This is a genomic window from Actinomadura sp. NPDC049753, from assembly GCF_040674655.1.
GTDB classification, from domain to species: domain Bacteria; phylum Actinomycetota; class Actinomycetes; order Streptosporangiales; family Streptosporangiaceae; genus Spirillospora; species Spirillospora verrucosospora.
This window is the reverse complement of sequence record NZ_JBFARL010000019.1, coordinates 23,840-42,799: the sequence shown is the minus strand read 5'-3', so window position 1 is coordinate 42,799 and position 18,960 is coordinate 23,840. Positions and strand designations below refer to the sequence as shown.

Annotated in this window: 14 protein-coding genes; 10 read left to right on the top strand and 4 right to left on the bottom strand. The window is 71.5% G+C overall.

What is annotated here, in order from left to right; genetic code table 11:
• Window positions 1-114 precede the first annotated feature (114 nt).
• The 9 genes from cobA (at window position 115) to AB0K37_RS07865 (ending at window position 13,184) form a co-directional block, all read left to right on the top strand.
• Window positions 115-1,353, top strand: a complete 1,239-nt coding sequence (cobA, locus tag AB0K37_RS07905; RefSeq protein WP_363976497.1) for a uroporphyrinogen-III C-methyltransferase — start codon at window positions 115-117, stop codon at window positions 1,351-1,353.
• Window positions 1,350-3,347, top strand: coding sequence for an AAA family ATPase (locus AB0K37_RS07900; protein ID WP_363976494.1), 1,998 nt, complete (start codon window positions 1,350-1,352; stop codon window positions 3,345-3,347). Before cobA ends, AB0K37_RS07900 begins: the two co-directional genes overlap by 4 nt.
• Window positions 3,344-5,059 carry an ABC transporter gene (locus AB0K37_RS07895; RefSeq protein ID WP_363976491.1) on the top strand — a complete coding sequence of 572 codons (1,716 nt, stop codon included), beginning with the start codon at window positions 3,344-3,346 and terminating at the stop codon, window positions 5,057-5,059. The genes AB0K37_RS07900 and AB0K37_RS07895 overlap by 4 nt, the downstream gene beginning before the upstream one ends.
• An 85-nt stretch (window positions 5,060-5,144) precedes the next feature.
• Window positions 5,145-5,609, top strand: a complete 465-nt coding sequence (locus tag AB0K37_RS07890; RefSeq protein WP_363976488.1) for a single-stranded DNA-binding protein — start codon at window positions 5,145-5,147, stop codon at window positions 5,607-5,609.
• A gap of 612 nt (window positions 5,610-6,221) precedes the next feature.
• Window positions 6,222-7,511 carry a GGDEF domain-containing protein gene (locus AB0K37_RS07885; RefSeq protein WP_363976486.1) on the top strand — a complete coding sequence of 430 codons (1,290 nt, stop codon included), beginning with the start codon at window positions 6,222-6,224 and terminating at the stop codon, window positions 7,509-7,511.
• Window positions 7,512-7,558: 47 nt separating this feature from the next.
• Window positions 7,559-9,223, top strand: coding sequence for an energy-dependent translational throttle protein EttA (gene ettA / locus AB0K37_RS07880; protein ID WP_363976483.1), 1,665 nt, complete (start codon window positions 7,559-7,561; stop codon window positions 9,221-9,223).
• Window positions 9,224-10,367: 1,144 nt separating this feature from the next.
• Window positions 10,368-10,799 carry a thioesterase family protein gene (locus AB0K37_RS07875; RefSeq protein ID WP_363976480.1) on the top strand — a complete coding sequence of 144 codons (432 nt, stop codon included), beginning with the start codon at window positions 10,368-10,370 and terminating at the stop codon, window positions 10,797-10,799.
• On the top strand, window positions 10,796-11,389 hold the full coding sequence (locus AB0K37_RS07870; protein WP_363976477.1) for a GNAT family protein: 594 nt from the start codon (window positions 10,796-10,798) through the stop codon (window positions 11,387-11,389). The genes AB0K37_RS07875 and AB0K37_RS07870 overlap by 4 nt, the downstream gene beginning before the upstream one ends.
• Window positions 11,390-11,771: 382 nt before the next feature.
• Window positions 11,772-13,184, top strand: a complete 1,413-nt coding sequence (locus AB0K37_RS07865; RefSeq protein WP_363976474.1) for a S28 family serine protease — start codon at window positions 11,772-11,774, stop codon at window positions 13,182-13,184.
• Between the two features lie 84 nt (window positions 13,185-13,268).
• Here the strand turns inward: AB0K37_RS07865 and AB0K37_RS07860 are convergent, their stop codons facing one another.
• The 4 genes from AB0K37_RS07860 to AB0K37_RS07845 form a co-directional block, all read right to left on the bottom strand.
• Window positions 13,269-14,840, bottom strand: a complete 1,572-nt coding sequence (locus AB0K37_RS07860) for a glycoside hydrolase family 13 protein (protein ID WP_363976471.1) — start codon at window positions 14,838-14,840, stop codon at window positions 13,269-13,271.
• Between the two features lie 18 nt (window positions 14,841-14,858).
• A complete protein-coding gene (locus AB0K37_RS07855; RefSeq protein WP_363976468.1) occupies window positions 14,859-15,242 on the bottom strand; it encodes a globin in 384 nt (127 codons plus the stop codon).
• 60 nt (window positions 15,243-15,302) lie between these two features.
• Window positions 15,303-16,334, bottom strand: a complete 1,032-nt coding sequence (locus AB0K37_RS07850; protein WP_363976465.1) for a mechanosensitive ion channel family protein — start codon at window positions 16,332-16,334, stop codon at window positions 15,303-15,305.
• A gap of 293 nt (window positions 16,335-16,627) precedes the next feature.
• On the bottom strand, window positions 16,628-16,912 hold the full coding sequence (locus tag AB0K37_RS07845; protein WP_179836786.1) for a hypothetical protein: 285 nt from the start codon (window positions 16,910-16,912) through the stop codon (window positions 16,628-16,630).
• Between the two features lie 393 nt (window positions 16,913-17,305).
• Here AB0K37_RS07845 and AB0K37_RS07840 point away from each other — a divergent pair, with 393 nt between their 5' ends.
• Window positions 17,306-18,958: an XRE family transcriptional regulator gene (locus tag AB0K37_RS07840; protein ID WP_363976462.1), complete on the top strand. Its 1,653-nt coding sequence runs from the start codon at window positions 17,306-17,308 to the stop codon at window positions 18,956-18,958.
• Window positions 18,959-18,960: the final 2 nt, after the last annotated feature.

The window sequence follows — 18,960 nt, the reverse complement described above, 5'->3', positions numbered from 1 at the left end:
GAAGAAGTCACGCTCGGCTATCGAACGGGCGAGGCCCCTCTCCACGGACTCCCCGAGCCGAGTACCTTTGTTCCACAAAGAGACCGTCCGCCACCCGCGTCCGAGAGATCCACCGTGCCCCCGTACCTGCTAGGCCTGCGACTCGGCGGGCGACGCGTCCTCGTCGTCGGCGGAGGGCGGGTCGCCCAGCGCCGCGTGCCCGCCCTGCTGGACGCGGGCGCCGAGGTGGTCCTCGTGTCCCCCTCGCTCACCGCCACCCTGGAGGGCCTCGCCGAGCGCGGCCGGATCACCTGGCACCGGCGGGGCTACCGGCGCGGCGACTGCGCGGGCGCCTGGCTGGTGCAGGCCGTCACCGACGACGCCAAGGTCAACGGCGACGTGGTGGCGGAGGCCGAGGCCGCGCGGATCTGGTCCGTCCGGGCCGACGACGCCGAGTCGTCCCCGGCCTGGACGCCCGCCAGCGGCCACGCGGGCGACGCGACCGTCGGGGTGCTGCTCGGCGGCGACCCGCGCCGCGCCGCCGGCATCCGCGACGCGGTGGTGGAGGGCCTGCGCGACGGCGCCCTGGAGTCCCGGCACTCCCGCGGCAAGCCCGCGGGCGTCGCGCTCGTCGGCGGCGGGCCGGGCGACCCGGGCCTGATCACCGTGCGCGGGCGGCAGCTGCTCGCCATGGCCGACGTCGTCGTCACCGACCGCCTCGCCCCCGGCGGGCTGCTGGACGAGCTCGCCGCCGACGTCGAGGTCATCGACGCCGCCAAGATCCCCTACGGCCGGACGGTCACCCAGGACCGCATCAACGAGTACCTGGTCGAGCACGCGCGGCGGGGCCGCTTCGTCGTCCGGCTCAAGGGCGGCGACCCGTTCGTGTTCGGGCGCGGCGGCGAGGAGGCCCTGTACTGCGCCCGCCACGGCGTCCCCGTCACGGTCGTCCCCGGCATCACCAGCGCGGTCGCCGTTCCGTCGGCCGCGGGCATCCCGGTCACCCACCGGGGCGTCTCGCAGGAGTTCCACGTCGTCTCCGCGCACGTCCCTCCCGGGCACCCCGACTCGACCGTCGACTGGGAGGCGCTGGCCCGCGCGAACGGCACGATCGTCCTGCTCATGGCGGTGGAGCGGATGGCGCTCATCGCGGCGGCCCTCATGCGCTATGGTCGGTCGTCCGGAACGCCGGTGGCCGTGGTGCAGGACGGCACCCTTCCCGGCCAGCGGGCGCTGACGGCGACGCTGGGCACGGTGGCCGACGCGATGGCCGCCGGAGATGTCCGGCCCCCGGCGATCGTGGTCGTGGGCGACGTGGTCAACGTGGCACGAGAGATCGACATGATTCGAGCGGACTTGGGACGGGATCCGTGACACCCCCCGCAGAGCAGAGCACGGTCCACGACGAGGAGGCCGGCGCCGGCTCGGGCCGGGCCGGCGAGCCCGCCCCCGACGAGACCGCGGCGTCCGGCGAGACCACGGGCGGCGACGACGCGTCCGGGAAGGACCCGGAAGGCCGCGGCACGGCGGCCGGGAAGCAGGCCTCGAAGAAGGGCGCGGACGACGACGCCGCGGCTCCCGAGGGCGAGGCGACCGACGACGAGACCGGAAGCGGCGAGAAGGCCGAGGCCAAGCCCAGGCGCGGACGGCGACGCGCCCCCAAGGCCGGGGCGACCGTCAACCGGGGCGAGCTGGTCCGCGCCCTGACCGCGCTGCGCGAACAGCTCGGCGCGTTCGACCTCCTGCTGGACGTCCCCGGCGTCGAACAGGCCCGCGAGGCCCGCGACGAACTGCGCGCCCAGCTCGTCGACTACGTCCTGCCGCGCGTCCAGGCGTCCGGCGCCCCCATGCTCGTGGTGCTCGGCGGCTCCACCGGCGCGGGCAAGTCCACCCTGGTCAACACGCTCGTCGGCGCCCGCGTCAGCGCGACCGGCGTGCTGCGCCCCACCACCAGCAGCCCGATCCTCGTCTGCCACCCCGACCACGTGCGGTGGTTCATGGAGGGGCCGATGCTGCCCGGCATGGGACGGGTCCGCGGCCCCGCGCCCGACGCCATCGCGGGCGACCAGCTGGTCATCATCGCCAGCGACGTCCTGCCCCCCGGGCTCGCCCTGCTCGACAGCCCCGACTTCGACTCCGTCTTCGAAGACCACTACGAGTTCGCGACCAAGCTGATGGCCGCCGCCGACCTGTGGCTGTGCGTCACCACCGCCGCCCGGTACGCCGACGCCCAGGTCTGGCAGATGCTCCAGCGCGCCAAGGAGAACGGCGCCACGATCGGCGTCGTGCTGTCACGCGTCCCGCAGGGCGCGGGCGCCGGCGGCGGCGAGATCGTCGAGCACTTCGCCGAGATGCTGGACGAGCACGAGGTCGGCGACGCGCGCCGCTTCACCATCCCCGAGACCCGGATCGAGGAGAGCCGCCTCCCCGAGGAGACCGTCGAGGACATCCGCGACTGGCTGACCGGCGTCGCCGAGGACGCCGAGGACCGCGAGATCGTCGTCAGCGACACCCTCGCCGCCGTCCTGGACAGCTTCCGCACCCGCGTCCCCGAGCTCGCCCGGCACGTCGAGGCGCAGGTCGAGCGGCGCACCGAGCTCGCCAGGGAGGTCGAGGCCGGGTACGGCACCGCCCTTGCCGAGCTGGACGAGGCCACCCGCAACGGCTCGCTGCTGCGCGGCGAGGTGCTGGCCCGCTGGCAGGACTTCGCCGGCACCGGCGACCTGCTGCGCGCCCTGCACGTCCAGCGGTCCCGGCGCGGCCGCGCCGCCAGCCGCCGCCACCGCAGCCCGGCCCGCGTGCGCGCCCTCAAGGCGGCGCTGCGCAGCGGCCTCGAATCGCTCATCATGGCGTCCGCCGAGCACGGCGCGGAGCAGGTCATGGCCCGCTGGCGCGAGCACCCGGCGGGCGCCCAGGTGCTCGCCGGCGCCGACGCCGGCCTCGGGCACGTCTCCCCGGAGCTGTCGCGGCGCGTCACCCGGGCCGTCAGCGCCTGGCAGGACCACGTCCAGGAGCTGATCCGCACCCAGGGCGTCACCAAGCGCTCGGTCGCGAAGCTGGTCTCGTTCGACACCGAGGCGGTCTCGCTCGTCCTGACCATCGGCCTGCTCGGGTACGGGACGTCCGACGTGGCCGTGGAGGGCGGCAACAGCGCCGTCCCGCAGCGGCTGCTGAAGGCCCTGTTCGGCGCCGAGTCCCTGCGCGGCATGGGCGCCAAGGCCCGCGCCGACCTGCGCAGCCGCATCGGGATGCTGTTCGACGAGGAGGCCATCCGCTTCGGGCAGGTGCTCGACTCCGCCGGCATCCCCGACGAGACCGTCCCCGTCCAGCTGTACCAGGCCACCTACAACCTCGAGGTTGCCCGATGACCACCTCGGCCATCCCCGCGAACTCCCCGGCGGGAACCGGCGAGACCCCGCTCCCCGACATGCCCGAAGCCGGTCCCTCCGCCGAGCCCGCCGGCCCGCCCGGGCTGGTCGAGCGCCTCGACGGGCTCGACCGGCTCGTCCAGGCGGGCCTCGGACGGCTCGACCAGCCCGTCCTGGACGACGCCGGAGCGCTGCTGCGGCGCGCCGGCCAGCGGCTGCGGCTGTCGGGCGACCACACCGTCGTCACCCTCGCGGGCGGCACGGGCAGCGGCAAGTCCTCCCTGTTCAACGCCATCTGCGGGCTCGAACTGTCGCCCACGGGGATGCGCCGCCCGATGACGTCCAAGGCCCACGCGTGCGTCTGGGGGCTGGACGGCGCGGGCCCCCTCCTCGACTGGCTCGACGTCGACAAGCGCCACCGCTACGCCCGCGCCAGCGCCCTCGACCTGGAGCGCGCCGACGCCACCCTGCAGGGCCTCGTCCTGATCGACCTGCCCGACCACGACTCGATCCAGGCGATGCACCGCGCCGAGGTCGACCGGTTCGTCACCATCGCCGACCTGCTGGTCTGGGTCGTCGACCCGCAGAAGTACGCCGACGCCGCCCTGCACCGCAACTACATCGTCCCGTTCGCCCGGCACGCCGGCGTCACCCTGATCGTCCTCAACCAGGTCGACCGGCTCGCCCCCCACGAGATCGACGACTGCGTCGCCGACCTGCGCCGCCTGCTGGAGGCCGAGGGGCTCGCCGACCCGCGGATCGTCACCACCTCCGCGGTCGCCGAGGACGGCGTGCACGGCTTCCGCGACACCCTCGTCGACACCGTCGCCGCACGCCGCGCCCGCACCGAGCGGCTGTCGGCCGACGTCGACCGCGCCGCCGAGCGTTTCACCGGCTACCGCTTCGACGCCGAACCGCCCGTCACGGTGGACGACGGCCGCAAGGCCGAGCTCCTGCAGGCCCTCACCGACGCCGCGGGCGCGCCCGCCGTCGCCGAGGCCATGGAGAGCGCCTACGAGCTCCGCGCCGCCGACTTCATCGGCTGGCCCGTCACCGCCATGGTCACCCGGCTGCGCTCGGACCCGCTGCGCCGGATGCGTCTCACCGAGCTCCGCGAGGAGCTGCGCAACGCCTTCACCGGGCCGATCGGCGCCCAGCAGGGCGACGTGGACAACGCGCTCCAGAACGTCGCCGAGGGCGTCACCGCCGAGCTTCCGCCGCACTGGGGCCGCTCCGTCCGCGCCGCGGCCCGCTCCCACGCCGCCGAGATCCCCGAGGCGCTCGGCGAGTCCCTCAAGGAGGCCCTGCCCACGTTCAACGTGGTGCCGCGCTGGTGGTGGCTGGTCAAGACCTGGCAGTACTTCCTGGTCCTGGTCGCCGCCCTCAGCGTCGTGTGGATCGGCTTCCTCGTCGCCTACGGCCTGCTCGACCTCGGCGGCGACGACCCGGACGGCCTCATCGGCCAGGCGGGCCTGATCCCCTACGTCGCCATCCTGGTCGTCTGCACGCTCGGCATGGGCTGGCTCACCGCGTCCGCGTGCCGCAACATGGTCGCGCTGTCGTCCGCCAGACACGGCGAGAAGATGGAGCAGCACATGCGCCAGGGCATCGAGCGCGTCGCGCGCGAGAAGGTGATCGTCCCCATCGAGGAGGACCTGGAGGTCTACGCCCGCTTCCGCCGGGACATCGACGTCGCTCTCGGCCGCGGCTGAGTTATCCACAGTTCCGCGACCCCGGGCACCGCCCTGCGCGTCTGAGCCACCGTTGTCCTCGTACGCGAGACACACGGAGGACGCGATGAACGAGGCGCACGTCACCATCACCGGCTGGGTAGCGGCCGAGCCCCGCTACGCCGTGACGGCCAACGGCCACCCCTTCCTGTCGCTGCGGGTGGGCTGCACGCCCCGCCGCTTCGACCGCCAGACCGGCCAATGGCAGGACGACGATTCCCTGTACGTCACGGTGAACTGCTGGCGCGGCCTGGCCGACAACGTCAACGCGTCCGACCTCCAGCGCGGCACGCCGATCCTGGTCACCGGCCGCCTGCGCATCCGCCAGTACGAACGCGACGACCAGTGGCGCTTCTCCGCCGAGGTCGAGGCGACCACCATGGGCCCCGACCTGACCCGCGGCACCGTCGACTACCGCCCCGCCCAACGCAGCGGCCCCCTGACCGACGAAGACCGCCAGCTGGCCCGCGACACCGCCGACCAATGGGCCCTGACCACCCCCACAGAAGAAGAGGAACCCAAAGCCGCCTAACCCACCCGGCCAAAGCCCGCCGCCGCACCGAACGCCACCGCGGACACAGCGGCGGCGGGATGCTGATCGCTCTGGCCCGCCCAGTCCGCACCCCCACCTGCCGTAAAGCGTGGCCAAGGGCTGTGTGCGGTCGTGGAGCTGCTTGATGGGGCTGGTCGGCGGCGCTGGTGAGGCCGGGTGGATGTGTGGGGCGGCTTTGTTGGGGCGTGGTGGGCTTCTGGCTCCTTGCGCCCGCTGGTTGTGGGGTGGTGGGTCGGTGGCTGGGTGGCGGCCAGGTGCGGCCAATGCTCGGGGCGGCCCGGCTGGGGCCAAGCGTGAGCTGGGTGTGGGAGTCGGAGGTGAGGCGAAAAGTGTTCGGTGGGGGGATGTGGGCCGTGGGAGCGGTGAGCGCGCGCCCTTGGCGTTTTTGGTGGCTGCTTGCTGGTCAGATCCAGGAAACGCCGCGCATGGTGGTCCCCCTCAGGATGATCAGGCTCCGCGGATCAGCGGGCCCGGATACCGATGATCAGAACGGTCACCCGCATGTGCGTTCCCGAACGTACCTGTTTCACGCCCGTTCCGCACACGTTGCAACTATCGTGTTACACAACGTGATGCGCGTAAGGGGGAAGGATGACGGCAGTGCAGTCGTCCGCCGAGGACCGAGGTGGGGAGCTGGTCCGCAGGCCGAGGCGCAGGGCGCGACTTGGGCGTCGGTCCCTGCTCGTGGTCTACGTGCCGGTGGTCGTCGCCGTCCATCTGGGGTTGATCGTCGCGGGGCTGCTGGAGACCCCGTTCCGGGGCGACGATCTGATGACCTTCGGGGCGCTGCTGGCGTGCGGCGCCGTGTGCATCGAGGCGACGCGGAGGCTGGGGATGCCGGCGGGGGTCGCGCGCGACCTGCTGTCGGCCTGGTGGCTGCCGGTCGCGCTGCTGTTGCCGCCGGTGTACGCGCTGCTCGTCCCGGTGCCGATGCAGGCGTTGCTGCAGTTCCGCGTCCGGCGGACGCTGATCTACAGGCGCGCGGTCGTCGCCGCCGCGCTCGGGATCGCCGGGGCGTGCGCGTCGGTGGTGTTCCACCGGGTGGTGGCCGACCCGCTGCAGGGGGCGCCGCAGTGGGTCGTCGAGAGCTACCCGGGCATCCCGGCGGCCGTCGGCTGCGCGGCGCTGTTCACGGTGGTGAACGCGGCGATCGTCGCGGTCGCCGCGCACGCCGCCGATCCCGAGAGCCGGTGGCGGGACGTCCTGTGGACGCGCGAGAGCCTCCTGCTCGACACGGTGGAGCTCTGCGTCGGCATCCTGGTGGCGATCACGAGCGCCCTGTCACTCGGCCTGCTCCTGCTGGCCCTTCCGCCGGTGATGCTCCTGCAGCGCAGCCTGATGCACCAGCAGCTCCAGGCGGCCGCGCGCACCGACGCCAAGACGGGCCTGCTCAACGCCGCCGCGTGGCAGCGCGAGGCCGACACCGAACTCTCCCGGGCCCAGCGCACCCACGACGCCGTCGCGCTCCTCCTGATCGACATCGACCATTTCAAGCGTGTCAACGACACCCACGGCCACCTCGTCGGCGACCAGGTGCTGGTGGGGGTGGCGAGCACCCTGTGCCACCAGCTGCGCGACTACGACGTGGTGGGCCGCTTCGGCGGCGAGGAGTTCGTCGTCCTGCTGCCGGGCGCCGACACCGTGGAGGCCTGCCGCGTCGCCGAACGCCTCCGCGGCCGGGTGCGCCGCCTCGCCGTCCCGGCCGAGGAGGGAACCGTCACCGTCACCGTCTCCGTGGGGGTGTCGCTGTTCCGCACCCACGGCCAGGACCTCCTGGAACTCATGACGGCGGCCGACCTGGCGCTCTACCGGGCGAAGTCCTCGGGGCGCGACCGGGTGTGCCTTCCCGCGCTTGAAGGCCCCAGGCCGTCCGGCAACTGAGGCCGCAACGCGAAAAACAGGTTCCAGGACCCCCTAGTCTTGACGATATGGCCGAGTACATCTACACGATGCAGCGTGTGCGCAAGGCACATGGCGACAAGGTCGTCCTAGACGACGTCACCCTGCATTTCCTTCCGGGTGCGAAGATCGGGGTCCTGGGGCCCAACGGCACCGGCAAGTCGACGCTGCTGCGCATGATGGCCGGTCTGGAACAGCCTTCGAACGGCGACGCGCGCCTCATGCCCGGGTTCAGCGTGGGCATGCTGCAGCAGGAGCCGCCGCTGAACGAGGAGAAGGACGTCCTCGGGAACGTCCAGGAGGGCGTCGCCGAGACCAAGGCGATGCTCGACCGGTTCAACGAGATCGCCGAGCTGATGGCGACGGACTACTCCGACGCGCTGATGGAGGAGATGGGCAAGCTGCAGGAGCAGCTCGACCATCGCAACGCCTGGGACCTCGACAGCCAGCTCGACCAGGCGATGGACGCGCTGCGCTGCCCGCCCGGCGACGCCGAGGTGTCGAAGCTGTCGGGTGGCGAGCGCCGGCGCGTCGCGCTGTGCAAGCTGCTGCTGGAGGCGCCCGACCTGCTGTTGCTGGACGAGCCCACCAACCACCTGGACGCCGAGAGCGTCCAGTGGCTGGAGCAGTTCCTCGCCAAGTACGAGGGCACCGTCCTCGCCGTCACGCACGACCGGTACTTCCTCGACAACGTGGCGACCTGGATCCTGGAGCTCGACCGGGGCCGCTGCTACCCCTACGAGGGCAACTACTCCGTCTACCTGGAGAAGAAGGCCGAGCGGCTCAAGGTCGAGGGCAACAAGGACGCCAAGCGCAAGAAGCGCCTCCAGGACGAACTGGAGTGGGTGCGCTCGAACCCCAAGGCCCGCCAGACCAAGAGCAAGGCCCGCCTTGAGCGGTACGAGGAGATGGCGGCCGAGGCCGCCAAGCACCGCAAGCTGGACTTCGAGGAGATCCAGATCCCGCCGGGCCCGCGCCTCGGCCAGACGGTGATCATCGCCGACAAGCTGACCAAGGGCTTCGACGACCGGCTCCTGATGGACGACCTGACGTTCAACCTCCCCCCGAACGGGATCGTCGGCGTCATCGGCCCGAACGGCGTCGGCAAGACCACGCTCTTCCGCATGATCGTCGGCGAGGAGCACCCGGACGCGGGCGACCTGCGGGTCGGCGAGACCGTCAAGATCTCCTACGTCGACCAGGGCCGCGGCGGCATCGACCCGAAGAAGACGGTGTGGGAGGTCGTCTCGGACGGCCTGGACCACATCAACGTCGGCCAGGTCGAGATGCCGTCCCGCGCGTACGTCGCGGCGTTCGGGTTCAAGGGCCCCGACCAGCAGAAGCCCTCCGGCGTCCTGTCCGGCGGCGAGCGCAACCGGCTCAACCTGGCGCTGACGCTCAAGCAGGGCGGCAACGTCCTGCTGCTGGACGAGCCGACGAACGACCTCGACACCGAGACCCTGTCCAGCCTGGAGAACGCGCTCCTGGAGTTCCCCGGGTGCGCCGTGATCACCTCGCACGACCGGTGGTTCCTGGACCGCATCGCCACGCACATCCTCGCGTGGGAAGAGGGCTCGAACTGGTTCTGGTTCGAGGGCAACTTCGCGGACTACGAGAAGAACAAGATCGAGCGGCTGGGCGCCGACGCCGCCCGCCCGCACCGGGTCACCCACCGCAAGCTGACACGCGACTGACCCACGCGTCCCCGAACGGCCGCGCGATCACCGATCGCGCGGCCGCTCGCATTCCCGCCCGTTCGCGTTCCGGTCGCTCGCGTGCCCGGTCGCTCGCGTGCCCGGGCGTTCGTGTTCCGGGGGTGGTGTTCCGGCCGTTCGTGTGCTCGGCCGTTCGCGAGCGGCGGCGCGGCTGCTGCCCGTCCTGGAACGGCTCGCCGGGCGAATCCTGTGGGGCGGGTGGCCCACCGGCTTCCGGGTCGGGCACGCGATGGTGCACGCGGACCGTACCCGGCGACGTCCGACGCCCGGGCGACGTCCGTGGGGAGCCTCGCCGTGGATCGGTTCCAGCGGCCGATCGCTTACCAGGGACTACGCCGGTGACCACGGCCGGTCGTCACCGGGTGCGGTCGCGACGGGCGCCGGACGCCACCGGGGCGCGGTCGCGTGTCGGGCGCCAGGCGCCGGAAGCCGGGCGCCGGTCGTCGCCGAGGCGCGGTCGTGCCGGTCGCCGGGCGCCGGTCGTCACCGGATGCGGTTTCGCCGGTCGCGGGTCGCCGGTCGCCGGGCGCCGGATGCCGGATGCCGGGCGCTGGTCGTCAGCGGGGTGCGGTTGTGTCGGACGCTGGTCTCAGCGAGATGCCGTCGTGCCGGTGCCGGACGCTGGTCGTCAGCGGGGTGCGGTTGTGTCGGACGCTGGTCTCAGCGAGATGCCGTCGGGCCGGTCGTCGGGCGCTGGGCGCTGGTCGTCAGCGGGGTGCGGTTGTGTCGGGCGCTGGGCGCTGGTCGACAGCGGGGGTGCGGTCGTGTCGGTGCCGGACGCTGGTCTTAGCGAGATGCCGTTGGGCCGGTCGCCGGGCGCTGGTCGTCAGTGGGGGCTTGCTGGGCTGGGCGGGACGGGATGTTGCTCGTCGAGTTGGGTGGTCTTACGGCCGCTTTTCTTGCGGGATCTGGGGTCTATTCATCGATTTGTCCGGCAGTGCGGGTGGTGGAGAGGTGGTGGGTGGTGAGGGTTTCGGGTGGATGCTGAAGGACGTTCCCGCGGCGAAAGGGCACGGGATTCCGGACTGGCAGGTCGACCTGGAGCGACCCTGCCTTGTCAGGGAGCTCGCCTGCTGCCGGTAGCATCGGGCCGACCCCCGGTTCCCCGTACCCAGGCGAGGACATGCAGCAGTTGCCCGCGGTCGAGTACCGCCACGTCTACGAGTTCAAGATCCGGTTCGGTGACATCGACTCCCAGGGACACGTGAACAACGTCAAGTTCCTCGGCTACCTGGAGGACGCGCGGCTGGAGATGTTCCACGGCGACCCGGTGCGCAAGGGGGAGCAGCCCGTCCGCGGCATGGTGATCTCCCGGCACGAGATCGACTACCGGTACCCGCTGCTGCCGACCGTCTACCCGATCCGGGTGGAGACGTGGGTGACCGAGGCCCGTGCCGCGTCGTTCAAGCTGGCCTACGAGGTGCGGGACGACGACCACGTGTACGCGGAGGCGACCTCGACGCTCGTCGCGTTCGACGTGGAGGCGAACCGCCTGCGCCGCTTCACCCCGGAGGAACGCGAGTTCATCGGGCGGTACGTGGTGCCCCGCGCATGACGGCGCTCGCCGGCCCCCCGCCCGCGCTCGACGGCCGTCGGGTGGGGGTGCGCCTGCGCGCCGTCCAGATCGCGGACGCGGAGACGCTCGCGGCGCTGTACCGGGAGAACCGCGCCTACCTGCGTCCCTGGGAGCCGGAGCGGGGGGAGGCGTACTTCACCGTCGACGGCCAGCGCGACAACCTGCGCGAGCTGGTCGAGGCGTACGCGGTGGGGGAGATGTGGCCGGGCGTCATCCTCGTCGACGGCGAGGTCGCCGGGCGCATCACGCTCAACAACATTCTGCGCGGCCCCCTCCAGAGCTGCTTCGTCGGGTATTGGGTGGCGCGCGCGCACGCCGGCAGGGGCGTCGCCACGGAGGCCGTCAGGCAGGCACTGGACGTCGCGTTCGGCGCGCTCCGTCTGCACCGCGTCGAGGCGTTCACGAGAGTCGACAACGTCGCTTCTCAGCGCGTGCTCGAACGGAACGGATTCACGCCCGTGGGGACGGCCCGCCGCCACATCCACCTGGACGGGCGCTGGCACGACGAGCGGCTCTTCGAACGCCTGGCCCCCTGGGACGACGGCTTCACCCTCACCCCTCCCGCCTGATCCTCCGCTCGGCCTCATCCCGCTTTTTGGCCTGCACGCCGTCTGGCTCGCCGATGCCTCACGCTCGGTTGAGGGGCCCGACTCCACCGGCGCCGTCGGGTTGAACTGATCTCCGGTCTCCGTCGGTCGCCGTTCCGGGCGTGATCGAGGTCCACCGAGCGGCCCCGCGTTCCTCCAGCGTGAACGCCATTGCCCACCTGATCACGCTTCCGCCCCTACTGGGGTTGTTTTCCGGTCTGTTCGGGTGACAACCGACCTGTCACGGATAGGTAACAAGCCCAACAGCAATCCGTTTTGGCCGGGCTTCTCCCTCTAGGGTCGCGACGCGAATGTGGAGAACCCACGTGAAAGGGGCACAATGCGGCGCGTCTCACGAGGAGCCATGGCACTGCTGCTCGCCGCGGGCATGACCGGGGCGGGCGCCACCGCGGCGCAGGCCGCGGGCACGGCTCAGGCGGGCACGGCGAAGGCCGGCGCCGCCCAGGCGGGCGACATCCTCGCCCAGCTGAAGGCGATCCCCGGCATGCAGGTGACGGAGAAGCCGTCCACCCTGCCCGGCCAGCGCTGGTTCTGGCTGGAGTACAGGCAGCCTGTCGACCACCGCAACCCGCAGGGGCAGTGGTTCGAGCAGCGCATCATGTTGCAGCACAAGTCGGCGGACCGTCCCATGGTGCTCTACACCAGCGGGTACAACACGCCGGAGACGATGTTCACCTCCGAGCCGACGGCGCTGGTCGACGGCAACCAGATCTCGGTCGAGTACCGGTACTTCACCCCGTCCCGTCCCGAGCCGACGGACTGGAAGAAGGACACGATCTGGCAGGCGGCCACCGACGAGCACCGGCTGATCGGCGCCCTGAAGACCATCTACCAGGGCAAGTGGATCTCGACGGGGGCCAGCAAGGGCGGCATGACGGCCGTCTACCACAAGCGGTTCTACCCGCGGGACGTCGACGGCAGCGTCGTGTACGTGGCGCCGAACGACGTCAACAACAACGACGACCGCGCCTACGACAAGTTCTTCCAGACGGTCGGCAGCGACCCCGTGTGCCGCGCGAACGTCAAGGCGCTCGCGCGCAAGTTCCTCGAACGCCGCACCGAGATGCTCAAGCGCTTCAAGGCCGCCGCGGACGAGAACGGCTGGACGTTCGACATCCTGCGCACCCAGGACCGCGCGTTCGAGAACTCGGTGATGGACTACGAGTGGGGCTTCTGGCAGTACAGCCTGCAGTCCGCTTGCGCGGAGCTGCCGAAGGCGGAGGACGCCACGGACGACCAGCTCTACGCGACGCTCGACAACATCTCCGGGCTCTCGTTCTACAGCGACCAGGGCCTCGCCCCGTACATCCCGTACTACTACCAGGCGGGGACGCAGCTGGGCTGGCCGACGCCGAAGTTCAAGCACCTGCGGCCGCTGCTGCGGTACGAGGACAGCTACCAGCCGCGCACCTACGTTCCGCGTGACATCCCCATGCGGTTCGACAACGGCCGTGCCATGCGCGACATCGACCGCTGGGTGCGCGGGAACGCCAACCACATGCTGTTCCTGTACGGCGCCAACGACCCGTGGGGTTCCGAGCCGTTCCGCCTCGGGCGCGGCAGCCGCGACTCGGCCGTCTACGTCGCTCCGGGCATGAACCACAGCGGCCGCCTCATCGCCAAGCTGCCCGGTGAGCAGCAGACCAAGGCGATCTCCGACGTCAAGCGCTGGGCGGGCGTCGGAACCGGCATGCAGACCCTCAAGTCGGCCCCGATGGCCGACGACCCGCTCCAGCTCCAGCGCCCGCCGCTGTAGCCGGAAGCGCCTTTCGGCGAAGGACCGCGGTGCGCCGGTCCGTGCGTTGACCCCTCGCACGGACCGGCGCACCGCGTCGCGCGTTCAGGGGACGCTCAGCCACGCGGCGGTGTTGCCGGGAAGCAGGTCGCCGTAGAGGGGCGTGCTGGTCAGGAGCGGGGTGCCCTCAGGGAGGCGCACGGGGTTCTCGCCGCAGTTGAGGGCCAGGATCAGAGAACCGCGCCGGAAGAAGAGGGCGGTCTCGGGGGAGTCGAGCCACTCCAGGTCTTCAGGGAGGCCGCCGTGCAGGCGGCGGCGCAGCGCGAGCGCCTCGCGGTACCAGCTCAGCATGGAGGACGGGTCGGACGCCTGCGCCTCGGCGGTCATCGACGCCCACCGCTCCGGCATCGGCAGCCACGGCCGGACGCCGTCGGGGGAGAAGCCGTAGGGCTCGGCGCGGCCCGACCACGGCAGCGGTACCCGGCAGCCGTCGCGTCCTGCGGTCTGCCCGTTCGTGCGTTTGAAGATGGGGTCCTGCCTGGCGTCGTCAGGCAGATCGGTCACCTCGGGCAGTCCCAGTTCCTCGCCCTGGTACAGGTAGGCCGACCCTGGGAGCGCCAGGAGCAGCAGTAGCGCAGCCTTGGCTCTGGCGTGCCCGATGCCCTGGAAACCGTCCTGCTGCTCGTAGCGGGTGACGTGGCGGACGGAGTCGTGGCTCGACAGCACCCATGTGGGGGCGGCGCCCATGGGAGCGACGGCCTTCAACGCTGCGTCGATCACCTCGCGGAACGCCATGGCCGACCACGGGGCAAGTTGCAGGTCGAACTGGAACACCTGGTGCAGTTCGTCTGGACGCAGGTAGAGCGCGAGGTCTTCCGGACCGTCCGTCCACACCTCGCCTATGGCCATGCGGTCGCCGTCGTACTCGTCGAGGATCTGGCGCCATCTCCGGTACACGTCGTGGACTTCCGGACGGCTGTACATGGGGCCGTTCAACATGTCCCGGTCCTGGCCGTGGAGGTCGCGGAACGACTCGTCCTTGAACAGTCCGGCGGCGACGTCGATGCGGAAGCCGTCCACGCCGCGGTCGAGCCAGAACCGCAGGATGTCCTCGAACTCGTGCCGCACCTCGGGGTTGCGCCAGTTGAGGTCGGGCTGCTCGGGCGCGTACAGGTGCAGGTACCACTCGCCGTCGTCCAGCCGCGTCCAGGCGGGGCCGCCGAACGCCGACGGCCAGTCGTTCGGCGGGTCGGCCTCGCCGGGACGTTCCCCTGGCTTGCCGGCCCGGAAGATGTAGCGGGAGCGTGCGGGCGACCCGGGCGGAGCCTCGAGCGCCTCCCGGAACCAGCGATGCCGGTCGGAGGAGTGGTTCGGGACGATGTCGACGATCAGCCGCATCCCGTGGGCGTGCACGTCGGCCACGAGGGCGTCGAAATCGTCCAGCGTGCCGAACCGGGGATCGACGTCGCGGTAGTCGGCCACGTCGTAGCCGCCGTCCGCCAGCGGGGAGGTGTAGAAGGGGGTGAGCCACAGCGCGTCCACACCGAGATCGCGCAGGTGGCCGAGCCGGGACCGGATCCCCTGGAGATCGCCTTCGCCGTTCCCGTCGGCGTCGGCGAAACTGCGGACGTAGACCTCGTACACGACGGCGTTGCGCCACCACGGGATTCGCGTCATACGGGGCGCTCTACCCGCTTACGTGGGGGCGTTCACCATGCTCTGCGCCGCCATGGTGAAGTAGGCCCAGAGCTGCTTCTCCAGATCCTCGGGAAGCCCGAGCTCGTCCACCGCGACCCGCATGTGCCGCAGCCACGCGTCCCGCTCGGCCGTGCCGATGACGAAGGGCACGTGACGCATCCTGAGCCTCGGGTGCCCGCGCTGCACGCTGTAGGTGTTGGGGCCGCCCCAGTACTGGATCAGGAAAAGCCGCAACCTCTCCTCGGCGGGGCCGAGGTCCTCCTCGGGGTAGAGGGCGCGGAGGTCGGGGTCGTCCGCGACCCCCTGGTAGAAGCGGTGCACCAGCCGGTGGAAGGTCTCCTCGCCGCCGACCGCTTCGTAGAAGGTCACCTGTTCAGCCATAGCGCCCCCACCCTATGTGAGACGCGCCCTCTTCCTCACCTTGATCCACTGGGAAGCCGGTTAGGGCGCGGGGGTGGCGACCGTGACGCCCGCCTCGTCGAACGCCCGCTTGACGCGTTCGCGCAGCTCGCGGGCGATGTCGCCCTGCTTGCCCGGCGCCGTCTTGAGCACGACGCGGATCACGACGGCGTCACCGGCGAGGGCCTGCACGCCCCACACCGACGGCTGCTCCAGGACGAGTTCGTGCCACGCCCCGTCCGCGGCCAGCTCGTCGGCGGTGGTCTGCAGGATCTCCTTGACCTTCTCGGTGTCCTCGTTGATGTCGACCGGGATGTCCAGGACGGCGCGGCCCCAGTTCTGCGACTCGTTCCCGACCTTCTTGATCTCGCCGTTCGGGACGTACCAGACGACGCCGTTGACGTCCCGCATGCGGGTGACCCGCAGGGTGACGGCCTCGACCGTCCCCTTGGCGCTGCCCACGTCGATGACGTCGCCGACGCCGTACTGGTCCTCCAGCAGCATGAACAGCCCGGCGAGGAAGTCCTTGACGATGTTCTGCGCGCCGAAGCCGACCGCGACGCCGATCACGCTGGCGCTGGCGAGGATGGGGGCGAGGTTGAGGCCGAGCGAGCCGAGGATGCTGAACGCGGCCGTCCCCATGATGATGATGGACGCGATGGAGCGCAGCACCGAGCCGAGCGTCTGGGCCCGCTGGGCGCGCCGCCTGTTGAGCAGCGCGGGGCTGCCCTCGAAGACCGTCCGGGACCGCTCCCGGACCTTCTCCGACATCGTGCCCTCGGCCATCCGCAGCGTGACCTTGGTGATCATCCGGTGCGCGATGTTCTTCACGATCAGCGCGACCACGAAGGTCAGGATGATCCACAGCAGCGTGGTGAGCGGCTTGTCCAGCCAGGTCGCCCAGAACTGGGTGAAGTCGGTGTTCTTCGAGATGTTCCAGACCAGCCGGCACGAGACACTGGGGTCCGTGTTCTTGCAGGCGGCCTCCGGGGTGCCCTTCTCGGCCCAGGGCAGGAACGGTTTGGCGACCGGCGACACGGCGAGCGGCACGCTGATCGACGCGAACAGAGACATGGTGTGGCAGACCCTCCCCGGCCATTGCGGTTCCCCGCCAACTCGCCGTGGACCTGCGGCGGGTACGAGCCCGATCGTAGGGGACTGTTCCGACCGGTTCATACGAACGCAGGGGCTGGTGGCGGGGACCGGCCGGGGAGGGCGCCTGCCGGGCGAACGTGTCCCGCGGGGTCCGCGGCTGCCGCGCCCTTCGCCGCGGCCTCGCGGGACACGCCCGGTCTGGTGGGCGCCCTGCCGGCGGGCGCCCGGGTCTGTGACGGTGCTCGGGGCTCAGGAGCCCGGAGTGAGTCCGCTCACCTCGCGGCGAGCGGCTGGAGGACGTGCGCCAGCTTGAGGGCCGCTCCGCCGACGTCGTCGACGCGGTGCATGCGCTCGCCCCACGACCACCAGAAGTAGTGGTCCTTGGTCTCGGGGGCCGGCGCGCAGGTGACGTCCTCCGCGAGGCTCGCGGCCTCGGGGTTCACGACCCTCAGGAAGGCAGGCCCCGAGCGGGTCCTGACGACGCGCGCGACGAGGCCCCGCGTGTCCAGCTCGTGTTCCAGCTCTTCGAGGTAGCCGACGCGTCTGTCGCTGACCACCTTCGCACCCCCTCCGTCGGCGGGCGGAGCGCCCGCGAGCACAGTGCCGGTCGATCCAGATGATCGACTCTCCGGATTCGCTCGATCACAACACGAGAGATTTCCAACACTCACACTGACCGGTCAAGGGGGCGGCCGGGTGTCGAAGAACCGGATTTCCCCACCTCAGGAGAAGTCCTCCTCCCTGCGGAGGAAGATTCTCTACCCACGGGGTGCGGAGCGCGTCCCGGCCCCCATCACTTCTCCGGAATCGCTTGGCGGGGACTGTGACGAGGATTACGCTGCGTGCGCAAGAGATTATCTGTTGTGGCCAAATCGACCGGTCCCCGCGGCCGGAACGATCGTCCACCCCCCGAGGGGACGGCGTTCCGGCATGACCGGAGGAGGCGCCGGATGTCGTCGGACCCCCCTCGGAGAGAAACGGACGTCGCCCGCCGGATCCGCGCGCACGCCCTGGCGCGGGGACGGGGCCCCGTGGCGATCGCGCAGGAGATCCACGAGCAGTGCGGGCCGCTGTTCGGGACCAGCCGGATCAAGGCGCACCGGCTGGCCCACGGCGTCGCGCTGTCCGACATCGTGGCTCAGGTCAGGGCGCTCTACGAGGTCGACGGCAAGCCGCCGCCGCGCCTCGGGGAGACGCTGCTGTCCGCGTACGAGAGCGGCTACAAGCGTCCCGGCCCGGAGTACCTGCACTACCTGTGCGCCGTCTACAGGGTGGAGCCCGACGCCCTCGACTACCAGAGTCCCTGCATCTGCGGCCGCGGCCACGCCACCCGGGCGGGCGCCGCGAGCGTCCCGCAGCCGCGCGCGCCGGACCAGCGTCCGGTACCCGACCCCGACGCCATCGTCGGGGCGATCGTGCCCAGGAGCGAGGAGCGCCCCTGGGCGACCGTCAACGACCTGCGGGGCCATGACCGCGCCGACGGCCCCCTGACCATTGATGTGGGAGAGGAGGACATCGTGCTTCGTAGGACCCTTCTGCAGCTGCTGGCCGGAGCGGGCGTGGCGCTCGACGGTCAGTTCCTGGGGGCCGTCGACAACCTGCGCCGCAAGATGGACGACACGCTCGTCGGCGCGACCGTCTCGCCGACCATGCTCGACCAGTGGGAGGAGACCACCTACGGCTACGGCCGGCAGTACCAGGCGACCCCGTCCCTCCGGATGCTCTGCGACGTGCTGCTCGACTTCAGCGAGGTGCGGCGCATGTGCGACAAGCGCCAGCCGGTCGAGCTGCAGGAACGCCTGTGCCGGATCGCCGCGCAGCTGTCCGGGCTGTCCGGGCTCATCATGATCAACCTGGGGGACCACCGGCTCGCCCGCTCGTTCTTCCGGACCGCGCGGACCGCCGCCGACGAGACCGGCGACCGCCAGCTGCGCGCCTGGGTGACCGTCCGCGAGTCGCTCGTGCCGATGTACTACGGCGACCCGCGCGAGGCGCTGCACCTGGCCCGCAAGGCGCAGGACCTCGCCGGCCGCACCCCGGGCGTCGCCGCCGCCATGGCCCCCGCCGTGGAGGCGCGCGCGCTCGGCATGCTGGCGATGCGCGGCCGCGGGGACGCCGCCCCCAGCGCCCGCCGCGCGCTCGTGCGCGGCCGCTCGGTGTTCGACCAGCTCTCCAAGACCGACACCTCCGACCTGGTGTTCGGGTTCACCGACCGGCAGATGGCCTTCTACGAGGGCGACACGTTCACCAACCTCGGCGACCACAGGCAGGGCGACGAGGTGCTCAGCCACGCCCTCACCCTCTACTCGCCCACCGACCGCGTCGACCTCACCCTGGTGCGGCTCGACCGGGCGATGTGCAAGCTGCACGCCGGCCACCCCGAGGCCGCGCTGACGGCCGGCCGGGAGGCCATCTTCGACCTGCCCGCCGACCACCGGTCCGACATCCTCGTCCACCGCGCCCGGCAGATCGGCGCGGCGGTCGCGACCAAGCACGGCCAGATCCCGGAGCTGAAGGACTTCTACGAGGCCCTCTCCGGCCCGTCCGTGAAGAGCCCCACCCAGGATCCGCCCGCCGCCGTCCGCCCGGGGGAACAGGTCTGACC

Coding starts and splice junctions, on each gene's coding strand:
- AB0K37_RS07850 (WP_363976465.1), bottom strand. CDS start 16,334: ATGTCTCTGTTCGCGTCGATCAGCGTGCCGCTCGCCGTGTCGCCGGTC.
- AB0K37_RS07860 (WP_363976471.1), bottom strand. CDS start 14,840: ATGACGCGAATCCCGTGGTGGCGCAACGCCGTCGTGTACGAGGTCTAC.
- AB0K37_RS07870 (WP_363976477.1), top strand. CDS start 10,796: ATGACGGCGCTCGCCGGCCCCCCGCCCGCGCTCGACGGCCGTCGGGTG.
- AB0K37_RS07890 (WP_363976488.1), top strand. CDS start 5,145: ATGAACGAGGCGCACGTCACCATCACCGGCTGGGTAGCGGCCGAGCCC.
- AB0K37_RS07865 (WP_363976474.1), top strand. CDS start 11,772: ATGGCACTGCTGCTCGCCGCGGGCATGACCGGGGCGGGCGCCACCGCG.
- AB0K37_RS07875 (WP_363976480.1), top strand. CDS start 10,368: ATGCAGCAGTTGCCCGCGGTCGAGTACCGCCACGTCTACGAGTTCAAG.
- AB0K37_RS07855 (WP_363976468.1), bottom strand. CDS start 15,242: ATGGCTGAACAGGTGACCTTCTACGAAGCGGTCGGCGGCGAGGAGACC.
- AB0K37_RS07840 (WP_363976462.1), top strand. CDS start 17,306: ATGTCGTCGGACCCCCCTCGGAGAGAAACGGACGTCGCCCGCCGGATC.
- ettA (WP_363976483.1), top strand. CDS start 7,559: ATGGCCGAGTACATCTACACGATGCAGCGTGTGCGCAAGGCACATGGC.
- AB0K37_RS07895 (WP_363976491.1), top strand. CDS start 3,344: ATGACCACCTCGGCCATCCCCGCGAACTCCCCGGCGGGAACCGGCGAG.
- AB0K37_RS07885 (WP_363976486.1), top strand. CDS start 6,222: ATGACGGCAGTGCAGTCGTCCGCCGAGGACCGAGGTGGGGAGCTGGTC.